The sequence below is a fragment of the Exiguobacterium abrahamii genome (assembly GCF_015645365.1).
GTDB lineage: Bacteria > Bacillota > Bacilli > Exiguobacteriales > Exiguobacteriaceae > Exiguobacterium_A > Exiguobacterium_A abrahamii.
In genome coordinates, this window is sequence record NZ_JADOYC010000001.1 from 1,686,417 (window position 1) to 1,706,645 (window position 20,229).

A 20,229-nucleotide genomic window follows, 5' to 3' on the forward strand; every position below is an offset into this window, starting at 1 on the left:
ATTGGATTCAAGGCTGTTTTCATGTTCTTTTATTTTTCAAGCTCCTCTAGCTCCGTCCGCGAACGTGGAAAACCATTAGCTTGCCACTCGGCTCGACAGATCGAATCCAGTTTCGTCAATCCGACTTCATCCGGGTCTTTCGCAGCATCGGGACTCGGATCCTGATCGAGATGCGCTAAATAGTCACGTAGCGCATCGGTCTGTGTTCCCTGTTCCCGCTTCCTGAACAACAGTAGACTCGCACCGGCAATGACACCTGCTCCGAATAAATACCGTTTTTTCAAGCCCATACGGTTTCCTTCTTTCTTTCTTAAACCAATCCACCACCATCACGCAGTCGTGGATGCGCGATACGTTTGACCTTTCCCTCTTCGACCGTCAGGACATGATCGGGCTGTCGCTCGAAGTAACCGGTCTCGAGTACACCCGACCAACTCTTCACTTCTTTTGCGAATACTCGGACATCCGAGATGGCTGATACATCCACGTCAAGAATCACGTGACCTCCATCTGTAACGAAGGAACGATCGTCTTTCAGCCGCAACGTTGCGGAGACATGCTTATCACGTAACCGTTGTCGCACATACGGTAACGCAAACGGATCCAGTTCGACCGGTAACGGTCCGCTTAAATGATGGACGAACTTCGAGGAATCGGTCAGATAGAGCAATTCCCGACTCATCAGCGCGACGATTTTCTCGCGAAATAGTGCACCGCCACCACCTTTGATCGTTTGAAATCGTCCGTCTATCTGGTCGATCCCATCGATCGTCACATCGATTTCCATTCCCTCTTCCAAGTCGATCAACGGAATGTGTAACTGTTCCGCGAGTCGGACCGTCGCAAGTGACGTCGCCACGCCTTGAATCTCTAGTCCCGCCTGCACAAGTGGACCGAGCGCCTCGATGAACCGTTCCGTCGTCGAACCCGTTCCAAGACCCACTATCATTCCATCTTTCACGTAAGTTAGTGCTGCCTCAGCGACTAATTGTTTCTCCTGTTCATACATCCGCATCCCTCCCTACATTTCTGTTCCCGTTTCGATTCGTCTTCAATCGACGGAGAGAGAGGATTCCGTTAACGACAGGTACTGCTCAATTGCCTGGACGAGCGGTTGCTGAGCTTCCATCCAAAACGCGACAGATGTCGGATCAGCGTCGAGATGACGTGTAACGATCTCATCAATCGTCGCTTGACCGGAATCATGCATGACGGCTTCAAAGACTGCCGAAAATTGACTCGGATCCGCTTGAACCGTCTGATACAGACTATTGCTGAGCAGATAACCGATCGTGTAGGGAATGTTGTAGAACGCAAGATTCGGATTGAACAAGTGACTGATGTACATCCATTTATAGTGCGCCGGTTCAGGCAATACCGGACCATAGGCTAACCGTTCTTCCTCTTGCAGGAGTTCACTTAACCGTTCGGCACTGACCGTCCCTTGCTGACGTTCCGCGTAAAACCGTTGCTCGAACCGGAACATGCCGGGAACGATGCTGGCATATTTCAGCCCTTCTCGGATCTTGACCTCTAGGAGAGCGAGCACTTCCTCCCGTTCCGTCGTCTCTTTGATGGCAGCATCGAGCACGAGATTCTCCATGAACGTCGAAGCCGTCTCTGCGATGCTCGTTCCTTTGACTTGATTTAAATACGGTTCGTCTTGCAGTAAATAATTATGATAGGCATGACCGAATTCATGAGCGAGCGTCGCGACGTCCGGATAACTGTCGCGGTACGTCATGAAGATCCGGCTCTCCTTGGCAATCGGAAAGGCAGCGCAGAATCCGCCCTCTGCTTTTCCAGGACGATTCTCTGCATCGACCCATCCCTCACTAAACACGTTTTCCGCGAAGGCGCCGAGCTGCGGATTCAATCGTTTGAATTGTGTCGTGACGATGGTCTCTGCCATCTCAAACGGAACGTGACGCGCGGAGCGATAGGTGTTCGTCTCAAAATCATGCCATTCTCCCGTCACCCGCTCCGCCTGGGCAATCTTGCGAGCATAATAGGCGTGAAAGAGGTCGCGGTGTTGATCGAGTGCTTCCATCATCGCTGTTAGGCTCGCTTCCGAAATCCGGTTCTGCTCAAGCAACTCAGTCAATGGTTGCTCCCAGTTCCGCATCTTGTAGGATTGCAATCTGAAGCCGGCAATCCGGTTCAAGATTGTCGCAAACAGGTCAGCTTCTTGTGCACACGTGGTGTCAACCGCTGTCGCTGCCGCTAAACGAGCCGAACGGTCAGGTGCGAACATCGCTTCGTGTAGCCCTTGACCGATCGTGACCTGCTTATTATCCAAGTCGACGCGCAATGCCATGAAACGCTGTTTGTAGAGCTGCCCCCAGCCTTGGAACCCATCCACACCGAGATCCTGCAACAATTGTTCCTGAACCAGTGGTGCACGACGGGACTGGATGTCACGGCGTTCGTTCAAGAAAAAGGCGTATGGTGAACCCGTGACGAGCTCCTCCCACTCTTCTTGTGACAGTGCGGCGATCTTCGTATCGAGTGCTGCTGCCTCACTGCGCACCATCGCTTGTACGATTTCAATCTCTTCGAGCAATGGATGGACTTCTACACGCGTGACATCTTCAGCGTACAGACAATAAATGAAGTCGCTCCATTCCTCGACGTCGCGCGCGACTTGCTGATAATGCTCGACCTGTTCTGCCACATTAACCGGATGTTTCGTCAACGCGGCTTGTATCGTAGTAATTCCTGCTTTGACGTCATCTATCGTGTAGAGTTTTTCTAACTGCCATCGTGTGTGTTTCATGCTTTTCCCCCTATGCGTGATCTATTCGTTCTTTCATTCGTGAGGATACTCGACTTCTCCTGTATTTTCCATCAGACAGAAAAAAACTCCTTCAGCCATTGACTGAAGGAGGACATCCTCATAAGACGAAGAAGTAGACACAGAGGAAGTGCGCTAGGCTACCCAGTAGTACGAAGATATGGAAGATTTCATGGAATCCAAGATGTTTGAACGATAAGATCCGTGGCTTCAGCCCATAGATGATGCCACCAATCGTGTAGAAGATACCACCAAGGAACAATAATCCGATGCCGAGCGGTGATAAGACTTGCGCGAGTGGTGTGATCGCAAATACCATGATCCAGCCCATTCCGATGTAGAGCGTCGTTGATAACCAACGTGGACTGTTGAACCAAACCAATTTAAAGGTGATTCCAGAGACTGCAATCAACATGACGATGCTGAACAAGACCCAACCAGTCGGACCGTTCAGACTGACGAGACAAAACGGTGCGTAAGACCCGGCAATCAACAGATAAATCATCGAATGATCCAACCGACGCCAAATCGCGATCGCCCGGTCGCTCGCAAGCACCATATGGTAGGTTGCCGAAACAGCATAAAGCGCCATCATACTGACACCAAAAATAATCGCTGCAACGATCGCAAGTGATGCCCCCCGTTCTAACGATGCCTTGATGACAAGTGCCAGTAACCCGACAAAAGCAAAGACAGCCCCTCCAAGATGCGTTAATCCATTAATCGGTTCTCTCATATAAGCTTTCACTTTCGTTCCTCCCCTGATATGTAGTTTCGAATACTACATGGCGTTATATACGTATTCTATCATATGATGGAGAAGTAGAAAGTCCTATTTTAGCGATTTTGGAGGTTTTTTTATGACACATGCTGACGACACGAGACACGATCGTCAATTACAGCTCGAAGATATCCCGAATATCGATCTCTATATGGATCAAGTCATCCAACTGTTCGAGCGGACATTCGAGGAAACGACGCGAAGTGCAGACGAGACGATTTTGACGAAGACGATGATCAACAATTATGCCAAAAAGAAATTATTCTTTCCGGTCACGAATAAAAAATATACGAAGGAGCACTTGATTCTGATCAGCTTGATTTATCAATTGAAAAGTTCGTTTTCGATTAATGATATCAAGACGATTCTCGCGCCCTTGAACGAAGGGATCGAACAGGATCAACTCGATCTTGAAGGGTTTTATCGTAATTACCTCGAACTGACGGAACGAAATACAGCCCGCTTCGTAACGGAACAAGACGCTCTAACCGCCTCGACGACTGACCCACTGGAACAGATCTTAGCGATGGCTCATATGAGTAACTTGTACCGGCGCGCAGCAGAACAATTGATTGACACCCAACTGAAAAAATAAGAGAACGCTTTCACTGCGTGATACACTAGAAGAAAAGGCAGAGGAGGAACAGTCATGGAGATCGCGACGACTTTCTTGCGACAGCTGGATCACATCGGACCAGAATTCAGAACCTATCAGGATGGCATTCTGATCGAACTGGCATTCGACCGGACGATTGGAACGGAGCAGGTTTCCTCAAGTGTGTTGCTTGAGACAGCAGACGATTTAAAAATACGCTTGCGTACACAAACGACCCAGGCATTATTGCTTGCTTCGAAGATTCATGCCTTTGACGCCCACACACCGAGTCGGATTGCTGAGATGATGTCGATTCATGGCTATTTTAAATCGCATCGCTTGTCGCATCCCTTGAATGCCTACTCTACTGCCCTGTTCATCAGCCGTCTAACTCCACAGGACGCGGTACTTGACCGAACGGTACAATTATTTACACGCCTCAAAAAACAACATCGGTTCATCGTGTCACCGCTATTGATCTCTTTCGTCTACTTTCACGCTACGACACGCGGTGAGTTAGACGAACTCGCCTCGCGTATCGAGATGGTTTATCAACGACTCAAACGACGATTCGGACGCGCTCAACAGACGTATGTCGTCGCCTTGATATTCGCTTTATTGCCTGAAGACGATTGGGATCGCTATATCGCACAAGTGGAGACATCCCGTAAGATACATCGTAAACACCATGTTCCGCTGTCGTTCCACGGCATGCTTGCGTTACTCGGTGATCCAAACGTTCACGCTTCGTCACTCGAACGGATGGCAGAGGCGTTACGCTCTGATTTACATTTTAAATACCGGAAGGACTTAGTCTATTTGACAGCAATCCGATTGTATTTAAGTCAACAAACGATCCTGCAACAGCTCTTCCCATCTTCGATTCTCCCACCGGACGGCGCCGACGCGATTCCGTTCTTACTCTTCCCTGTTGATTTGACCGACACGTCCCATGCGACAGACGGCGGGATCGACGCAGGATTTGATGGTGGTGGTGACGGCGGTGGCGGTGGCGAGTAATCTTTTACTCCATCAAAAAAAGGCAATCGATATCCAGCATTTCTGCCGGACATCGATTGCCTTTCATTTTAGTTATTCTTTATCTTGCTGGTCTTCATCAGAAGGCTGGACATCGCCCTCTTCATCTGAAGCATGGGACAAATCGGGAGCCTCTTCACTTGATGTGTCTGCTTCTTGATCTGGATGCTTCGATTCTTTTTCATCCTTCGATTTTTCCGGAACCTCCGCATGGTCCTGCGGATCACGCCCCGCAATCTCATCCTTCGTCATTCTGTTACCTGAAGTAATCGGATCCGTTTCTTTATCGTGTTGATCAGCCATTTGGCATCCCCCTTAAAATGTACTTGTTCTACCTTTTAAGGTATTCCCGACTGAAGAACGGTTAAACCTCAGCACGCCCTCGTATGATGTCCTCGACGAGTAGTTGATCGATGGGTTGAGGATGATGGACCTCGTATCCTTGCACATACAACAACTCATCTAACGTTTGAATGTGCTGCAGCTGTGACGGTGTTTCGACTTCCTGAATCACGAGCGCGATGTTCAACGTCGACGTCAAGGAATGGACAGAGCGAATCATCGAGCGTTCCAGCTGATTTTGAACGAGTCGACGCGTAAAGATTGGATCGAGTTTGACCGCTTGAACAGGCAGGCGTAACAACGAATTGAGTGACGCGTAATGACTGCCGAAATGATCGACGGTCAGACGATAGCCTGCTTGGCGTAACTGTTCCAAGCGTTTGATCGCAAAACGACGACGCGTCTGCAAGACTTCCTCCCGGATTTCAAGAATAAGTCGTTCACCCGGAAAGTACGATTCTTCCGTCAGTCGGAGTAATTCTGAAAAGAGTTGATCCGACTCGAACTGACTTGCCGATAGATTGACGGCAACGGAAATCTTGCGACCAAACGTTTCTTCTAGCCGGCGTTGGTCCAAGATGGCCTGACAAATCGTAAATCGACCGATGTCCGGAAAAATCTCCATCTTCTCAGCAATCGGAATGAAATCCGTCGGACTGACAAAGCCAAGCACTGGATGATTCCAGCGTAGAAGTGCTTCTACCGCGACATAATGTTCTTGTTTCGCATCGACAATCCATTGATAATAAAGTTCGAACTGCCCCCGTTCCAGTGCATGCGACAGCTCTGATTCAAGGACTGACGCAAACGGGTGTTGCTCCGCATGTCGGTTCGGATTGACGAACGAGGTTCGACGTTTCCCGTCGTGTTTGACTTGTTGCATCAAGGCTTCCGCCGCGTAGATTTGCGTCTGACGACTCGCCATGTCACCGGTCAGGAGACTGACCCCGGACGATGCCGTCACGTGAATCGGTTCGTCCGCAACACCAACGATCGGTTGTTCAATCGCTTCCGTGACGATGCGAGCGTATTCTTCTGCATGCTGTTCGAATTCCTGTTCCTGCTCCAGTGCCGCTAAGACGACGAATTCATTGCCATCCATTCGTCCGACGACATGATTCGGTAATGGAACATATTTCAGTCGATTTGCAATTTCGCGCAATACTTCGTTCCCGGATCGATACCCATGCGTCGCATTGATCGCATGGAAACGGTCGAGATTCAGTACCATCAAAAAGGCCGGATGGATCGTCACGCTTGAAATCAGTCGATTCATATAGCGTTCATTATAGACGTCGGTCAGGGCATCCTTAATGACGTACGTTTCGACGTTGATTGATTTACTGATAATATCTGCATATCGTTCGACGAGCGCGATGTCCTGTTCCTTGAAGTCGAATGGTTGATCATCGAAGGCACATAACGTCCCGATTTTCTCGTTCTCTGCGTTTTTGATCGCCACCCCTAAAAAGCTACCGTTCCCAAGGGCTTTCGTGACCGGATGATTGACCGTCAACGGGTCATTGAGCAATTCATTGATCGAGACCTTCCCGTCCGTCTCATCGACGACCAACTTACAGAGGACATGTTGGAAGACATGGGTCGAGCCTTCTTCAATCAATTGTCGTTCTTGATTGATCGCCTTGACGACGAAATTGCTGTAGGAGTCGTTCAATGCAAAAAATAACGTATTGACGCCGATTCGTTCACTCAGTTTTTCAAGAATCTCTTCGACGAGCGGATGCAATGCTTCATAACGAATGTGTGAGTTATTCACCGTGTCTTCCTCCTTTCTCAGTCGATTGTCGGTCATGTGTCGAGCGGGAGTTGAATGATGAAAGTACTGCCCTCTCCTTCCGTCGATTGGACGGAAATCGCTCCCCCATGATCGAGCACGATCATCCGACAAATCGCGAGCCCTAAGCCGGTTCCACCGATTTTACGTGTATCTGAGTTATCTGCTCGGTAAAACTTATCAAAGATGTAAGGGAGCGCTTTTTCTGGAATCCCCAGCCCTTCGTCCGATATCTCAATTCGTAATTGATCCGACTGGTTTGACCCTTTGATCCGGATTGCCCCACCTTCAGGCGAATATTTAATCGCGTTCATGATTAAGTTCGTGAACAGCTGTTTCATCTTTTCACTGCTTGCTGAAATCGTATAGGAGCCTGGATCGAACTGGACGCTGATGCGATGCGCACGACTCGCGAGTTCAAACATCGGTTTCATCTCGAACATCAATTGTTTCACATCAAGCGGTTCTTTTTGCGTGCCGTGCGTCGAATCTTCCCCTTTTTGAATTTCCAGGATGTCATTGATCAATTCCGCCAAACGAACGGTTTCGGAATGAATCGTCTGCAAATACCGCTTTTGGCGCTTCGGATCGACTTCTCGTTTCATCAATAATTCCGTGAAGCCCATGATGGAAGAAAGCGGTGTCCGCAACTCGTGCGATACGATCGAGACGAATTCTGCCTGTTTGAGGTCAAGTTCCTTATCTTTCGTCACGTCCCGTAAGACGAGCATCATGCCCCACTCGACATTCGCGATTGCAATCCGCTCGGCGTAAGCACTGAGGAGCAAGTTCCCCCGAAACGCTGATAGTTCGATCGTTTCTCCCGGAATGTCCCCATTCATCAGTTGACCGATGTAGTCATGAAGTGCTTCCGGCTGATCGACATGTTCAAACAGCGACGTCGCCCGTTCATAGGCGTGACGGAATCCTTGCGCCTGATTGACGAGCTTCGGTGGAAACATGTTCAACAAGGCTTGGTTCGCATAGATCTGTTCCCCACTACTCTCGATGTATAGGACAGCTTCCCGAATCGAGTCGAGGAGCTGATACGTCTTGATTTTTTCATGCTCCATCTGATGGAACAGGAGATGGCGTTCAAGCGTCATCCCGAGTTTTCGTGATAGATCAAGTAAGTCCCCGACTTGCTCTAGATTGAACTGAGGAAAAGCATGACGAATATAAAGTAACCCGACGACTTGTCCATTACTTGGAGATTGGACCGGAATCGCCGATTCGAACTGATCACCAATCGGTAATTGAACCGATTTACGCATGACGAACGCCCGACGTAAGACCGAATATTGATCGAGATCTTTTTCGATCAACTCCATCTCGTCGATGCCTTGCGCGACGAAATGATTCAACTGTTCACGACGGTACAAGAGGATGGCACCTTCTTTTACATCGAGCAGTTGCAACAGGATCGTCAGGACGGTCTCACAGGCCGCTTCGACATTTTGCGTCGCTAACGCTTCCATGATTTCATTGCGTTGCTTCAATTTCAGTTCGACTTCCCGTAAATTCTGTTGTAATCGATTGATTTCACGTTGATCGAGTGATGTGAGTCGTGCCTCAGCTGATGCTGGAACCGTTCCTTGGCGCAATCGGTAAGGACGGTCCTTCGAGTGGTCGCGTAAGATTCGTTTCAACGTGTATCCTCCTTTCTAAATTCATTCCTGTTACAAATTATAGCATGGTCCCTATTTGATCGACAGTTCGAGTACTGTCTTCCTTATATGCTTCTTTGCACTAATGCACGAAATGCCTCTTCAAAGGCCCGGTCCGCATCGCGCGTCCGTTTTTTTGGTCCTTTCGTCCGTCCACCCGCTCGTCGGATTTGTTGTCCGACATGGCGTGTATGAAGCAATAGATCGATATTCTCGTTCGTGAACTGACGACCGTTTTGGTCGATTGCGAGTCCTCCTCGTGCTAAGACGAGTGCTGCTAGACCGTAGTCTTGCGTCACGACGAGATCACCACGTTTCATCCGATTGACGATCGCGTAATCGACGGCATCTGGTCCTTGTCCGACCGTGATCGTCGTCGCCCCCTCCCGCATCACCTGGTGTGCTGTATCACAAACTAAAAAGACGTCACGTCCCTGTCGGTGTCGAACGACGAGATCGACAACGGGACATCCGTCCGCATCTACGAAAATAGACATCTGAATCCTCCCTTGTTGGTTCCACTATCAGTGTCACAAACCAAAAGATTTCTTGTCAAGTCGCGTTTCCCATTTGACCGTTTCTTCGTTCTTTCGGACAATGGAAAAGAGAGGATGTGTTGAAATGAACGCTGCGACGTTCCAATCTTTTTACCTGTTATTGAAAAAAACGAAACCCCCGGTCGGATTATTATCCGCTGCCGTTTCCGTCTCCGTCATCCAAGCGCTGGCTGCCCTCGCCATTCCTTGGTTCTTAAAGACGTTGATTGACGGTTTTACAGTCGATCGACTGACTCCGCAGCTGATCAGTTTGTTCGTGATCGTCTTCGTCGTCCAAGTCGTCGCGAATGCCTTATCGATCTATTGGTTACAGATCGTCGGTCAACGGATCGTCGCTAATTTACGGACACTCCTATGGAAACACCTGTTGACCTTATCGATTCCGTTCTATGATGAGACGAAATCAGGTGAGCTCGTCTCGCGACTCAATAGTGACGCTACGACACTCCAGCAATTGCTGTCGGAGCAACTCGTCCGCCTGCTGACATCACTCGTCTCGATCATCGGAGCGATCACGATTCTGTTCTTCCTCGACTGGCAGATGACACTCGTCATGGTCATCGCTGTACCCGTGACGTTACTAATCATCATCCCGCTCGTGCGGAAGCTGCATAAGATATCCCGTGAGACTCAGAAGGAACTCGCAGGATTATCTGGTTTTTTCGCCGAGATGCTCGGCGAAGTCCGACTCGTCAAATCACAAGCAACAGAACCCTATGAGCTCGACCGTGGGAAAACTCGCATCGAGAATCTTTATGGCTATGGCGTCAAGGAAGGACGAATCCAAGCCCTCTTGTTGCCGATCTTTAACGTCACCTTGACGACGATGTTGATCTTGATCATCGGCTTTGGTGCCTATCGCGTCGCGACGAACCAGATCACAGCAGGTGAACTCGTCGCCTTCTCACTCTATTTGTTCCAAATCATGACGCCGCTCGTGACGATGACTGAATTCATCACGAAGTTACAGAAGGCTCGCGGGGCGACAGAGCGAATCATCGAGCTTCTCGATGAGACACCGGAAGCACCGGGAGCGCTTGTTGCGCCGCGTCCGTTTACGGACGTCACGGTCGATCACCTATCATTCGGATACAATGAAACACCGATCCTCCAGGATGTCAGCTTTACGTTACCACGCGGCAAGACGACAGCAATCGTCGGTCCGAGTGGATCCGGGAAGACGACATTATTCGCGATACTGGAGCGATTTTATCAACCGACGTCCGGGCAGATTCGACTCGGAGATCAATCCATCGCTGATTTAACGCTATCGTCTTGGCGCCAAGCGATCGGTTATGTCGCCCAAGACTCCCCTGTTTTATCAGGAACGATCCGTGACAATCTCGTCTACGGTCTTGCAGAAGACGTCAGTGAAGACAAAATCCGGGAGGCTGCACGGATGGCGAATGCCGATACGTTCATCGAGCGTTTTCCAGAAGGGTATGCAACTGAAATCGGAGAACGGGGCGTCAAGTTGTCTGGTGGTCAACGCCAACGGATTGCAATCGCACGTGCACTCCTCCGAGACCCGGAAATTCTATTGCTGGATGAAGCCACGTCAAGCCTCGACTCCGAGTCCGAGCGGGTCGTTCAGGAAGCACTCGAACGATTGATGGTCGGACGGACGACGTTCGTCATCGCCCATCGTCTCGCGACAGTTCGTCATGCCGATCAAATCATCGTCCTTGAAGATGGTCGGATTTCCGGCATCGGGACACATGATCGTCTTGTCGTCGACAATCCATTGTATAATAAGCTCGTAACGCAACAATTCATCGGCACGGAACGTGCAAGGGGGAATCACGTATGAAGACAGTCGGTTTCATCGGATTAGGTGTCATGGGACAAGGCATGGTCCGCAATCTGCGCAAGGCAGGTTTTACAGTCAAAGGATACAATCGTACGAAAGAAAAAGGACTTGTCCTTGAAGCGGATGGTGTCGAAATCGTCGATACGATTCAAGACGTCGTCACGGATGTCGACGTCGTCATCTCGATCGTCGGTTATCCGCAAGACGTCGAGCAGATCTACTTCGAAGACGGAATCCTCGATCATGCGGCACCAGGAACGATTCTGATTGACATGACGACATCCAGTCCGGCTCTTGCAGAACGGATTGCGCAGGAAGCGGCAGCACGCGGTCTTCAGGCACTGGACGCACCTGTCACAGGTGGTGACCTCGGTGCGAAGAACGGGACACTCGCTATTCTCGTCGGTGGTGAAGAAGCAGCGTTCGCGCAAGCGAAGCCATTATTCGAAGCGATGGGAAAATCGATTTCACTCTTCGGTGGACCTGGTAAAGGACAATCAGCGAAACTCGCGAACCAAATCGCGATTGCCGGCTCGATGATCGGAACAGCGGAGATGCTGTTGTTCGTCACGCGGTCCGGGATTGATCCGACGCAGTTCATCGAGACGATCAAATCTGGTTCTGCCGGTAGCTGGAGTCTTGAGAACTTGATTCCACGCGTCATCGCTGAAAACTACTCACCTGGTTTCTTCGTCAAGCACTTCATCAAGGATATGCGTCTTGCTCTCGAACGCGGTGCTGAGATGGGCATTGCGACACCTGGTCTTGCACTGACGAAGGATTTATATGAACAACTTGCTGAGCTGGGTCATGCTGATTCCGGTACACAAGCGCTTTATCTGTTGCTCGCCGAACGTTCACGCGCTTCGGTAGAATGAGCAAAAGCCTGTACGCTACGTCTACTGACGTAATGTACAGGCTTTTTTCGTTCATCCCTCGACGGATGATTGACGTGTTGGTTTCAAGCGTTCATAGAAGTGTGCCATCGTCGTATCGAAATACGGCGTCAAGAAGATGACCCCCACAGTACTAAGTAGTGCGAGGATACCCCAGCCGATGAAACTCAGGTAAAGCATGATCAGTTCACGCTTATGCCCTTTCATCATCCGACGACTCTCACCGAGTACTTGCCAAAACGACAATTCCGGTCGGTCGACCAAGATATACGGAACGAGGCGATACGCTAGATAAAAGTACAATGCCGGTAAGATCAAAAATGATCCGACATAGACCAATACCGTCACGATCGCGTAAGCGGCAATCGTCCGGAAAGCACGTCGAAACGAAGAAAATCCTTCAAATAACGTTCCGATGCCGGCAGACTCCCCGCGTGTGAAGCGTAAGTAAGCAATCGTTCGTCCGACCGTCACCGGAGCAAGGACGATCGTTACGACCATGTTCAGTCCGATGAAACGGACCATGCTGTCGATGTCATCTTGGTCAAAGGACATCCGGCTCGCTGCAAGCGCAAAGATAAGGAAGTAGATGATCGAGATGCTTAGCCCGACCAGCCAGCGTCCTTTTAGTGTACCCAGGGCGTCTTGTTTTAATTGTTTTGGTATCATGTCGTACTCCTTCATTTCCACTATTTCCATCTTTGATTCTAGCGTAGTCCCGTTGAAAAACCTAGTTATCCCACTCTGCTTTTCAAGCACGTCACGGAATCGTCGAAAATCCGTCACGAAGACATACAAAAAAATCCATTTCCCTCATCTCATCAGATTCGAAAAATGGATTCGTGCGGTATAGGATTAGCTGAGAAGTCGCGTCAATGCTTCAACACGTTCTTTTTGAATGATACCGTCTTGTAAGACCGCGGATCCCACATGTAGTTCCGATGCTTTCGTCGCTTCAAGAAGCGTTTCCGCATTCTCAAGCGTAATCCCGGACCCTGGTAAGATGATCAAGTCCGGATGTTCCTCGATCAAGCGCGCAATCGTCTCTTTACCTTCTAATGCCGTCGCTTGACCACCTGACGTCAAGATCCGGTCGACTTCTGGAAAATCAGCGAGCACTTCTGCCGCTTCGAGAATATCGCGACTACTGTCGATCGCCCGGTGGAACGTCAATGACAGTTCCCCTTTATGTTTGATGATTCGACCAAGGAAGCCTTCGTCGACACGACCGTCTGCGGTCAATGAGCCGACGACGATCCCGGCAGCACCGAGTTCACGGATCAAGTCGATATCCGTGATGATCGTCTCTTCGTCTGATTTCGAATAGACGAACGACTTGCTATGCGGTCGCACGAGGACGTGAACCGGAATCTCGACCGTCGAGACGACTTGACGAATCAGTCCATAGCTCGGCGTCAACCCACCTTCGGATAATGCGGAAACGAGCTCGATCCGGTCCGCTCCGGCTTGTTCTGCTGCGACCGCTTCTTCTACGGTCGATGCGATGATTTCTAACATGATGCATCCCTCCCGCATCAGTGTATCATGAGACGACCATCCAGTTCACGCGTTCGTTGAACAGTTTCATCTCCCATGATGGTGGATAGGAGGCTGGACTGAGAACGATCTTCGCACGGCGGAACTCTGCCACCTTATATTTACGATTGCCTTGGAATTCATCATTTGCCAAAAAGGCATAGACGTCCTTCGTACAGCTAATGACGGCTTTTTGAATCAGTGAGGATTCAATATCATCGCTTACGAAGCCACGCTCAATTTCGGCACCGTCAAACGATAGAAAACAAGCATCAAAAGCGTAAGCATCGAGCGCCTGCAAGACTTCGACTCCGACCGTCTGCCCGTAAGCATCGACTGTCCCACCGAGTAATCGAATTTCACCTTTGAACGGTCCCGTCTTACGGCACTGCTCCAAGTGACTAGCGACGACTAGTGAGTTCGTGACGATCGTCGCGTTCCCCGTTAAATACGGCAACAGATGCTCGACCGGCTCACCTCGCCCAAGAAAGATACAGGAATAATCGCTGAGCCATCCTTTCGCATAACGCGCTAAACGGCGAGACAATTGATCCGTCCGACGTGAGATCGGTGTCTCTCGTTTTCCTCCTTGATAAATCGCTCCCCCATACACGCGTTTTAGCTGACGTTCCCGTTCTAGCTCCTCTAAGTAGCGTCGTACCGTTTCTCCCGAGACATCGAGACGTTCGATCAAATCCTTCGTCATGACTTTCCCTTCCTCTTCCAGCCATTCCATGATGCGTGATTTCCGCTCTTCTCCTAACAACGACACGTGCGCTTCCCCCTTCACAGACAAGTTCTAGTTCTAGTGTATCGAACGTCTGTAAAGGTCTTGTAAATCCGATGTAAATAAACGTGTAGTTCCTATGAAATGTCGTTGAATTCGTCCGTTATCCGACTTTTTTCACAAATAAAAGACGCATCCGCATCTCAATGGACGAGATGGAGATGCGTCTTAATGATTCATTCAGACGATTTCTTTGCAAAGAGTGGAATCTTAGACTCTGTTCCTTGGCGAATCCGTTGGATGTTCTCACGGTGCTTGAAGATGACGAACAAGGCAAGAACCGTAAAGAACGTCGGAACGATCCAGTCGTTCGTCAAGACGCCAATCGTGATGGACACAACGATTCCAACACTTGCCGCCACGATTGAACTGAGCGACACCATCCGGCTCAGACGGAGTGTCGTCAAAAAGGAGACGAGCAGGAAGATGAACAGAACAGGGCTCGTCACGAGCAACATCCCGCCGGACGTCGCGACTGCCTTTCCGCCTTTGAACTTCGCGAAGATCGGATAGATGTGACCGATGACAGCTGCTAGTCCAGCAAACAACGGATGTATATCTGCTCCCATCAAGATGGGAACGAGGCTTGCGACGGCTCCTTTTCCGAAATCACCGATCAAGACGATGATTCCCGCCTTTTTTCCCAAGACACGGAACGTATTCGTCGTTCCGAGATTCCCGCTACCGTGTTGGCGAATATCCATCCCGTGTCCCCACTTCCCGACAAGAAGTGCAAACGGTATCGAACCAAGCAGATAGCCAAGAACTAAAATCCCTATGATTTCAATCATAGTCAACCTCCAACCTCTTAGTGACCGACTTTCATATATTCCTCAAGAGTCTGTCCGTTATTTTTAATTTGTGTCGCGGCATCGACACCGACATAACGAATGTGCCATGGCTCATACGTATAGCCTGTCCGTGATTGGAAGCCACGATCGTAGCGCACGATGAAACCATATTTCGCTGCGTTATTCGCAATCCATTTTCCTTCTTTCGTATCACCAAGGGCAGCCGTCAATCCGTTACCAACACTTGGTGCCGAAATATCAAAAGCAAGACCTGTTTGGTGCTCACTGTTACCAGGACGTGCTGAATATTGATCAGCAGCTGCCTTGCCATCACGTGCGACATAATTATTATACAATACTTTTTGACGTTCGCCTGAACGGAATCCGCTGACAGCGTTCAATGTCACGCCTTCTTTTTTAGCAGCGGCGAACATCTTCTCCATCTGTTTCGCAGCTGGCGCCCGCATGTAGCTTTGCTCGAGCACGCCCGAATATGAGAAGCTGACGTCTGGGACGACGAGATCCGATGGTTTGTAGTCGATTGGTAAGCCGTATTTCTTATTGACGACGACGAGATTACCAAGTGATAGATCTGCTTTGGCATCTGCTGATTTATCGACATCTGGTGTCTCATCTTCTGGTTTCGACGGTTTCTCTTGTTCTGGATCCTGAGATGAACTATCCGGTTTATCCGTCGATTCGTCTTTTTTGTCCTCTGTTTTGTTCTCTGAAGCTGGTGTATCGTCTTTTTGTTCTTCTTCTTTTTTCGTCTCATCCGAAGATTTTTGATCTTCTTGCGTTGCCGCATCAGACGAATTGTCTTCTTGTTTTGCTTCTTCTGACGTATCGTCTTTTGCTGTTTCGTCTGTTTTGTTTGTTTCTTCTTTGTTCGTGTCTTTTGCTGTGTCTTCTTTTTTCGTTTCGTCGTTTGATTGTTTTGTCTCATCTGATTTCTGTTCCGTTTTCGTTGTATCATCCGCTTGTTGATCCCCAGGATTACATCCTGCAAGGAGAAGCGCTAACGTACTGACGGTTACGATTTTTTTCATGAGTAAGACCCCTCTTCTTTTTATGCTTCTCTATGTTACCGCTAATCGTTCCATCCGTCGAGTCTACTTCCGACAGATAGAGTAAGTCCCTACCTTACTTCAGCTTCTTTATTTTCGCAAATGATCCTGACTTTGTCATCGGTCGTTAGTACCAAGTGCTAACTTTTACTGTCCAGACTGAAAAAAGAAAAAAGCGAAACCGATTCAAAAATCGATCCCGCTTTTGATGTATTTCTTCACGCTTCCGTTAAGAGTGCTGCGTCCGTCTCACTCATCTTCTCATAAATTTCGTGCCAGTTCGGGAACACCTTCGGCAAGCGAATCGGTCGGAAGTTTTCCTTCTTGACGACGACGTGTGTCGTTTTCGCCGATACTGCAAGCTTCCCGTCCGGATGTTTGACCGTATAACCATAAATCGTCCGTAATCCATCGTAATGATCAATCCAGACTGTTACGACCGCTGTATCACCATACGTCAACGAGCGTTTGTAATCGAGATTGACATTCGTGACCGGGGAGACATATCCCGCATCTTCCATCTCCTTGTAATCAAGACCTAAGGACTGGATTAATTCTGTCCGTGCGAGTTCCAGATAGACGAGATAGTTCGAATGATAGACGATGCCCATCATGTCCGTCTCAGCGTACCGGACAGGTATTTCAATCGTGTGCATGTAGCTTCCCCCTTAAAAATCCTCTTTTTCAAGATAGGACCATTCTGAACCGGACAAGCTAACTTTGTCAATTAATCGCATCGACTGCTTCGCGATCGCCTGTTCGACGATCGTGATCGCCGCCCGTGCGTTTCCGTTCGGAACGACATCAATCTTCTCGGTAAGCGTCAACCGTGCGTCCTCCGTCAGCTCGTATCCGAACCGTGCTGCGTATCCTTCAATGATTTGAATCAACTCGTCTGGCGAATAATTCGGGAAGTGGAATGACCGTTTGAAGCGTGATTTCAATCCTGGGTTACTTGCAAGCAAGGCGTTCATCTGTTGCTCGTAACCCGCAAGGACGACGACGAGATTGTCTTGATGTTTCGTCATCTCATCCACGAGCGTATCAATCGCTTCCTTTCCAAAGTCGTTCGCTCCACCATTTAACGCATACGCTTCATCGATGAATAAGACACCACCCAGCGCGTCGCGAATCGCGTCACGCGTCTTTTGCGCCGTTTGTCCAACGTAACCGGAGACGAGATCCGCCCGGCTGACGACTTTCAAGTGTCCGCGTTTCAAATAACCGCATTGTCGTAAGATATCGGCATAGAGCTGCGCGACGGTCGTCTTTCCGGTCCCGCTATTGCCGCTAAAGACCGCATGTAATTCGACCGGTAAGACTTTATAACCGGCTTCCCGGCGACGTTTTTGCATCGATAATAAGGCTTCAATCTGCTTGAGTTCGTCTTTGAGATCAGACAATCCGACGAGCGAAGCGATCCGCTCCTCAACGGTTGCGTCCGGTTCTTGCACCATCTCAAAATCTTCTTGTTCGAGTAAGGCAAAGTCTTCGTGACTGGCACTCTCTCCAAGGCTTGATCCCTTCTTGAAGATCGCATCAAGGACGATATTACGGACGGCGCGTCCATTTCCGAAACTGGCGTCAACCCGTTCTCGTTCCAGACGACCGAGCAACGCCCGCTCTGCTTGTTCCGTCAAGACGTAATCGTTCGCGGTCGCGATCGACCGTCCGATGGCGAGCAGCTCCTGATCCGTATAGTCGGCGAGTAGATAATGATTTGATTCCGGGAAACGACTCCGGAGTCCAGGATTCGCCTTCAGGAAATCACGCATCTCTTCTGGGTATCCAGCAAGCACGACCGCAAATCGTCCTGCATATTCCCCACTCGTCATCGCTGCGACGAGCGTATCGATCGCTGCCTGACCATAATCGTTCCCACTTTGTCCGGCACGTTTTAAGGCATAGGCTTCATCGATGAAGAGCACCCCTCCGACGGCTTCGCGGACTTTACTCATGACCTGTTCTTCCGTCTGACCGACGAACGCACCGACAAGCGATGAACGATCCGTCTCGACGACTTCCGGTCGTTCGAGAAGTCCGAGCTCGTGATAGATCTTTGCCATCAAACGGGCAAGGGTCGTCTTTCCGGTTCCGGGGTTCCCCATGAAAATCATGTGTAAGGATGGTTGATCGCTTGAACGGTAACCATCTTCCGATCGTTTCTGTTGATACTTCAAGAAGCGATACATATGATGGACCCGTTGTTTGATGTCTTCGAGACCAATCATCGCGTCAAGTTCCTCGAGTGCTGAGCGTTCGACTTGTTTGCTTTCGACGGGGAGCAAAGCAACGACACGTTTGAGATCCTGGATCGTCGTCGCTTTCAGTTCCGTCATCTCGCGGAACGCTTCCCGGGAATAGAAGCGCTCTTGTAAGCTGTCGACGAATGTCTGCGCTGTCTGTTCAAGCGTGGCACTCGAACGCAGTAATGCCGTTCCAGCTTCGAACAGTTCCGTCCAGCGACCAGCATCCAATCGACGCAACCGTTCCGTCAGTTCGACGATTTGTTCCGTCTCCTCGACGATTTGGCTTGCTTGGAGAATCAGTTCTTTCGTTGCTGATCGTTTGGCGTTCGCATTGTCCGTCTCGCGAATCGTCGGAAACGTATGCGCGACGAGGCGCTGATACGTACTTTGTAATTGTTGTTCCGTCAACAATTGCTCCAGACGAGCTGGCAAACGACCATGCTGACGGATTTCTTGCATCCAGCTCTCAGCTAAGGCATCCAGTCGTCCCGTCATGATATAGCGATGTTCGACGAGTAACGCTAAGATGCGGACGAGTGCGTCCGTTTCTCCAAGCAACCGGCTACTTTGAGCATAACGTAAGGCGAGTACCTCCTCGACCTTCGCGCCCTCTTCCCACGCTTTGATTTGATTGAACATCTCCTCTTTCGAGAATGCTTCCATGTTGAACCTCCTGCGTCTCGAAAAAACCGACTTTGTCCGCTACCGTTTCGTAGCGTCATCGCCGGTCGTTTCTTGTTTATTTTGCTTTTAACCAATCCGGATCGAACGTATCGATCGTTTCAAAACTCTTCATCTTGACAGAGTAGAACAGTTTACCGTTATTGCGTGACTCCGCACCGAGTACTTTCGAACGGTCGGAAGCGACATAATACGTTGCTTGTTCCTGGTTGTTTTCTTTATCGAAGATCGATGGATATTGTTTGATCCAGTCTTCTGGTACCGTGCTTGATGGTTCTTTTTTCACGTACACGTCTGCTGCCATTCCGGCGATGTCCGCTTCTCCCTCGACTTGTCCGAAGTCACCTTTGTTGATGAAAGCGAGGATCTGTTCGTTGAAGCCACGTGAGAGGAATGGGCGCGGCGCGCTGACACTTTTGCCCGCTTTCGTCTCATTGACTAACTTCCCTGTCGCATCATACTCACGGAACATCGTCCCGTTCCAGATCGCGAGCGATCCTTTTGACGGACCGTCTACGACTTCTGTCCGGAAATGACCTTTGTCATTAAAGACGACTTCATACGTGCGTGATTCAAGTTCATCTTTTTTCGTCGCGAGCTTCTTCTCAACATATTGAATGCGTGTCATCGTATAAAACGGTTTGACCGTCGCGGCTTTTTCATCGCTTGCGGTCTGCGTCTTGTTCAAGAGATAAAAATTGTAGGCAAGGAGGATCGCCATTGCCACGATTGCTACTGCAATCCACGTGCTCGTTCGTTTCGTCATGCCATGTACACCTTCCTAGCTCAAGTCTCTATTCCTTATCATCGTATCGGTTTTATAAGGAGAATACAAAGGGTTTG

Annotated in this window: 20 protein-coding genes; 4 read left to right on the forward strand and 16 right to left on the reverse strand. The window is 49.5% G+C overall.

Annotated elements, in window-relative coordinates; genetic code table 11:
- Positions 1 to 29: 29 nt before the first annotated feature.
- From ITJ88_RS08770 to trhA, 4 genes are all read right to left on the reverse strand, one after another.
- Positions 30 to 290 carry a hypothetical protein gene (locus tag ITJ88_RS08770; protein WP_195865393.1) on the reverse strand — a complete coding sequence of 87 codons (261 nt, stop codon included), beginning with the start codon at positions 288 to 290 and terminating at the stop codon, positions 30 to 32.
- 20 nt (positions 291 to 310) lie between these two features.
- Positions 311 to 1,009: a ribose-5-phosphate isomerase RpiA gene (rpiA, locus tag ITJ88_RS08775; protein ID WP_195865394.1), complete on the reverse strand. Its 699-nt coding sequence runs from the start codon at positions 1,007 to 1,009 to the stop codon at positions 311 to 313.
- Positions 1,010 to 1,051: 42 nt separating this feature from the next.
- A complete protein-coding gene (locus tag ITJ88_RS08780) occupies positions 1,052 to 2,776 on the reverse strand; it encodes a M3 family oligoendopeptidase (protein WP_195865395.1) in 1,725 nt (574 codons plus the stop codon).
- A gap of 118 nt (positions 2,777 to 2,894) precedes the next feature.
- Entirely contained in the window at positions 2,895 to 3,542 is a 648-nt protein-coding gene (gene trhA / locus ITJ88_RS08785; protein WP_023467814.1) for a PAQR family membrane homeostasis protein TrhA, read from the reverse strand.
- A 112-nt stretch (positions 3,543 to 3,654) separates the two neighbouring features.
- Between trhA and ITJ88_RS08790 the strand changes: the two genes are divergently transcribed.
- Entirely contained in the window at positions 3,655 to 4,170 is a 516-nt protein-coding gene (locus tag ITJ88_RS08790; RefSeq protein ID WP_195865396.1) for a DUF1836 domain-containing protein, read from the forward strand.
- A gap of 54 nt (positions 4,171 to 4,224) precedes the next feature.
- Complete coding sequence (locus tag ITJ88_RS08795; RefSeq protein WP_195865397.1) at positions 4,225 to 5,190, forward strand: DUF4003 family protein; 966 nt, start codon at positions 4,225 to 4,227, stop codon at positions 5,188 to 5,190.
- A 72-nt stretch (positions 5,191 to 5,262) separates the two neighbouring features.
- Here ITJ88_RS08795 and ITJ88_RS08800 read toward each other — a convergent pair whose 3' ends face one another.
- The 4 genes from ITJ88_RS08800 to ITJ88_RS08815 all read right to left on the reverse strand — a co-directional run bounded on the left by ITJ88_RS08800 (position 5,263) and on the right by ITJ88_RS08815 (position 9,509).
- A complete protein-coding gene (locus tag ITJ88_RS08800; protein WP_195865398.1) occupies positions 5,263 to 5,511 on the reverse strand; it encodes a hypothetical protein in 249 nt (82 codons plus the stop codon).
- Positions 5,512 to 5,572: 61 nt separating this feature from the next.
- Positions 5,573 to 7,327, reverse strand: coding sequence for an EAL domain-containing protein (locus tag ITJ88_RS08805; protein ID WP_370567782.1), 1,755 nt, complete (start codon positions 7,325 to 7,327; stop codon positions 5,573 to 5,575).
- 32 nt (positions 7,328 to 7,359) lie between these two features.
- Entirely contained in the window at positions 7,360 to 8,994 is a 1,635-nt protein-coding gene (locus ITJ88_RS08810; RefSeq protein ID WP_230088678.1) for an ATP-binding protein, read from the reverse strand.
- Between the two features lie 83 nt (positions 8,995 to 9,077).
- Positions 9,078 to 9,509, reverse strand: a complete 432-nt coding sequence (locus ITJ88_RS08815) for a YaiI/YqxD family protein (RefSeq protein ID WP_195865399.1) — start codon at positions 9,507 to 9,509, stop codon at positions 9,078 to 9,080.
- A 124-nt stretch (positions 9,510 to 9,633) separates the two neighbouring features.
- On the opposite strand from ITJ88_RS08815, the gene ITJ88_RS08820 reads away from it, so the two are divergent.
- Entirely contained in the window at positions 9,634 to 11,379 is a 1,746-nt protein-coding gene (locus ITJ88_RS08820) for an ABC transporter ATP-binding protein (protein WP_195865400.1), read from the forward strand.
- Positions 11,376 to 12,257, forward strand: a complete 882-nt coding sequence (locus ITJ88_RS08825) for an NAD(P)-dependent oxidoreductase (protein WP_195865401.1) — start codon at positions 11,376 to 11,378, stop codon at positions 12,255 to 12,257. The genes ITJ88_RS08820 and ITJ88_RS08825 overlap by 4 nt, the downstream gene beginning before the upstream one ends.
- Positions 12,258 to 12,308: 51 nt before the next feature.
- On the opposite strand, the gene ITJ88_RS08830 is transcribed toward ITJ88_RS08825, so the two are convergent.
- From ITJ88_RS08830 to ITJ88_RS08865, 8 genes are all read right to left on the reverse strand, one after another.
- Positions 12,309 to 12,944, reverse strand: a complete 636-nt coding sequence (locus tag ITJ88_RS08830; RefSeq protein WP_023467806.1) for a DUF975 family protein — start codon at positions 12,942 to 12,944, stop codon at positions 12,309 to 12,311.
- 186 nt (positions 12,945 to 13,130) lie between these two features.
- Positions 13,131 to 13,793, reverse strand: coding sequence for a copper homeostasis protein CutC (locus tag ITJ88_RS08835; protein WP_195865402.1), 663 nt, complete (start codon positions 13,791 to 13,793; stop codon positions 13,131 to 13,133).
- A gap of 25 nt (positions 13,794 to 13,818) precedes the next feature.
- Entirely contained in the window at positions 13,819 to 14,583 is a 765-nt protein-coding gene (locus ITJ88_RS08840; RefSeq protein WP_047391234.1) for a DeoR/GlpR family DNA-binding transcription regulator, read from the reverse strand.
- 191 nt (positions 14,584 to 14,774) lie between these two features.
- Positions 14,775 to 15,389, reverse strand: coding sequence for a glycerol-3-phosphate 1-O-acyltransferase PlsY (plsY, locus tag ITJ88_RS08845; protein ID WP_149427061.1), 615 nt, complete (start codon positions 15,387 to 15,389; stop codon positions 14,775 to 14,777).
- 17 nt (positions 15,390 to 15,406) lie between these two features.
- On the reverse strand, positions 15,407 to 16,438 hold the full coding sequence (locus tag ITJ88_RS08850) for a M15 family metallopeptidase (RefSeq protein ID WP_195865403.1): 1,032 nt from the start codon (positions 16,436 to 16,438) through the stop codon (positions 15,407 to 15,409).
- A gap of 236 nt (positions 16,439 to 16,674) precedes the next feature.
- Positions 16,675 to 17,112 (reverse strand): acyl-CoA thioesterase, encoded by a 438-nt coding sequence (locus ITJ88_RS08855; RefSeq protein ID WP_023467801.1) that lies wholly within the window; start codon positions 17,110 to 17,112, stop codon positions 16,675 to 16,677.
- A gap of 12 nt (positions 17,113 to 17,124) precedes the next feature.
- Positions 17,125 to 19,368, reverse strand: a complete 2,244-nt coding sequence (locus ITJ88_RS08860; RefSeq protein WP_195865404.1) for an AAA family ATPase — start codon at positions 19,366 to 19,368, stop codon at positions 17,125 to 17,127.
- Between the two features lie 76 nt (positions 19,369 to 19,444).
- Positions 19,445 to 20,152: a hypothetical protein gene (locus ITJ88_RS08865; protein WP_023467799.1), complete on the reverse strand. Its 708-nt coding sequence runs from the start codon at positions 20,150 to 20,152 to the stop codon at positions 19,445 to 19,447.
- Positions 20,153 to 20,229 lie beyond the last annotated feature (77 nt).

Coding starts and splice junctions, on each gene's coding strand:
- ITJ88_RS08855 (WP_023467801.1), bottom strand. CDS start 17,112: ATGCACACGATTGAAATACCTGTCCGGTACGCTGAGACGGACATGATG.
- ITJ88_RS08780 (WP_195865395.1), bottom strand. CDS start 2,776: ATGAAACACACACGATGGCAGTTAGAAAAACTCTACACGATAGATGAC.
- ITJ88_RS08865 (WP_023467799.1), bottom strand. CDS start 20,152: ATGACGAAACGAACGAGCACGTGGATTGCAGTAGCAATCGTGGCAATG.
- rpiA (WP_195865394.1), bottom strand. CDS start 1,009: ATGTATGAACAGGAGAAACAATTAGTCGCTGAGGCAGCACTAACTTAC.
- ITJ88_RS08835 (WP_195865402.1), bottom strand. CDS start 13,793: ATGTTAGAAATCATCGCATCGACCGTAGAAGAAGCGGTCGCAGCAGAA.
- plsY (WP_149427061.1), bottom strand. CDS start 15,389: ATGATTGAAATCATAGGGATTTTAGTTCTTGGCTATCTGCTTGGTTCG.
- ITJ88_RS08825 (WP_195865401.1), top strand. CDS start 11,376: ATGAAGACAGTCGGTTTCATCGGATTAGGTGTCATGGGACAAGGCATG.
- ITJ88_RS08770 (WP_195865393.1), bottom strand. CDS start 290: ATGGGCTTGAAAAAACGGTATTTATTCGGAGCAGGTGTCATTGCCGGT.
- ITJ88_RS08790 (WP_195865396.1), top strand. CDS start 3,655: ATGACACATGCTGACGACACGAGACACGATCGTCAATTACAGCTCGAA.
- ITJ88_RS08795 (WP_195865397.1), top strand. CDS start 4,225: ATGGAGATCGCGACGACTTTCTTGCGACAGCTGGATCACATCGGACCA.
- ITJ88_RS08820 (WP_195865400.1), top strand. CDS start 9,634: ATGAACGCTGCGACGTTCCAATCTTTTTACCTGTTATTGAAAAAAACG.
- ITJ88_RS08815 (WP_195865399.1), bottom strand. CDS start 9,509: ATGTCTATTTTCGTAGATGCGGACGGATGTCCCGTTGTCGATCTCGTC.
- ITJ88_RS08830 (WP_023467806.1), bottom strand. CDS start 12,944: ATGATACCAAAACAATTAAAACAAGACGCCCTGGGTACACTAAAAGGA.
- ITJ88_RS08850 (WP_195865403.1), bottom strand. CDS start 16,438: ATGAAAAAAATCGTAACCGTCAGTACGTTAGCGCTTCTCCTTGCAGGA.
- ITJ88_RS08860 (WP_195865404.1), bottom strand. CDS start 19,368: ATGGAAGCATTCTCGAAAGAGGAGATGTTCAATCAAATCAAAGCGTGG.
- ITJ88_RS08800 (WP_195865398.1), bottom strand. CDS start 5,511: ATGGCTGATCAACACGATAAAGAAACGGATCCGATTACTTCAGGTAAC.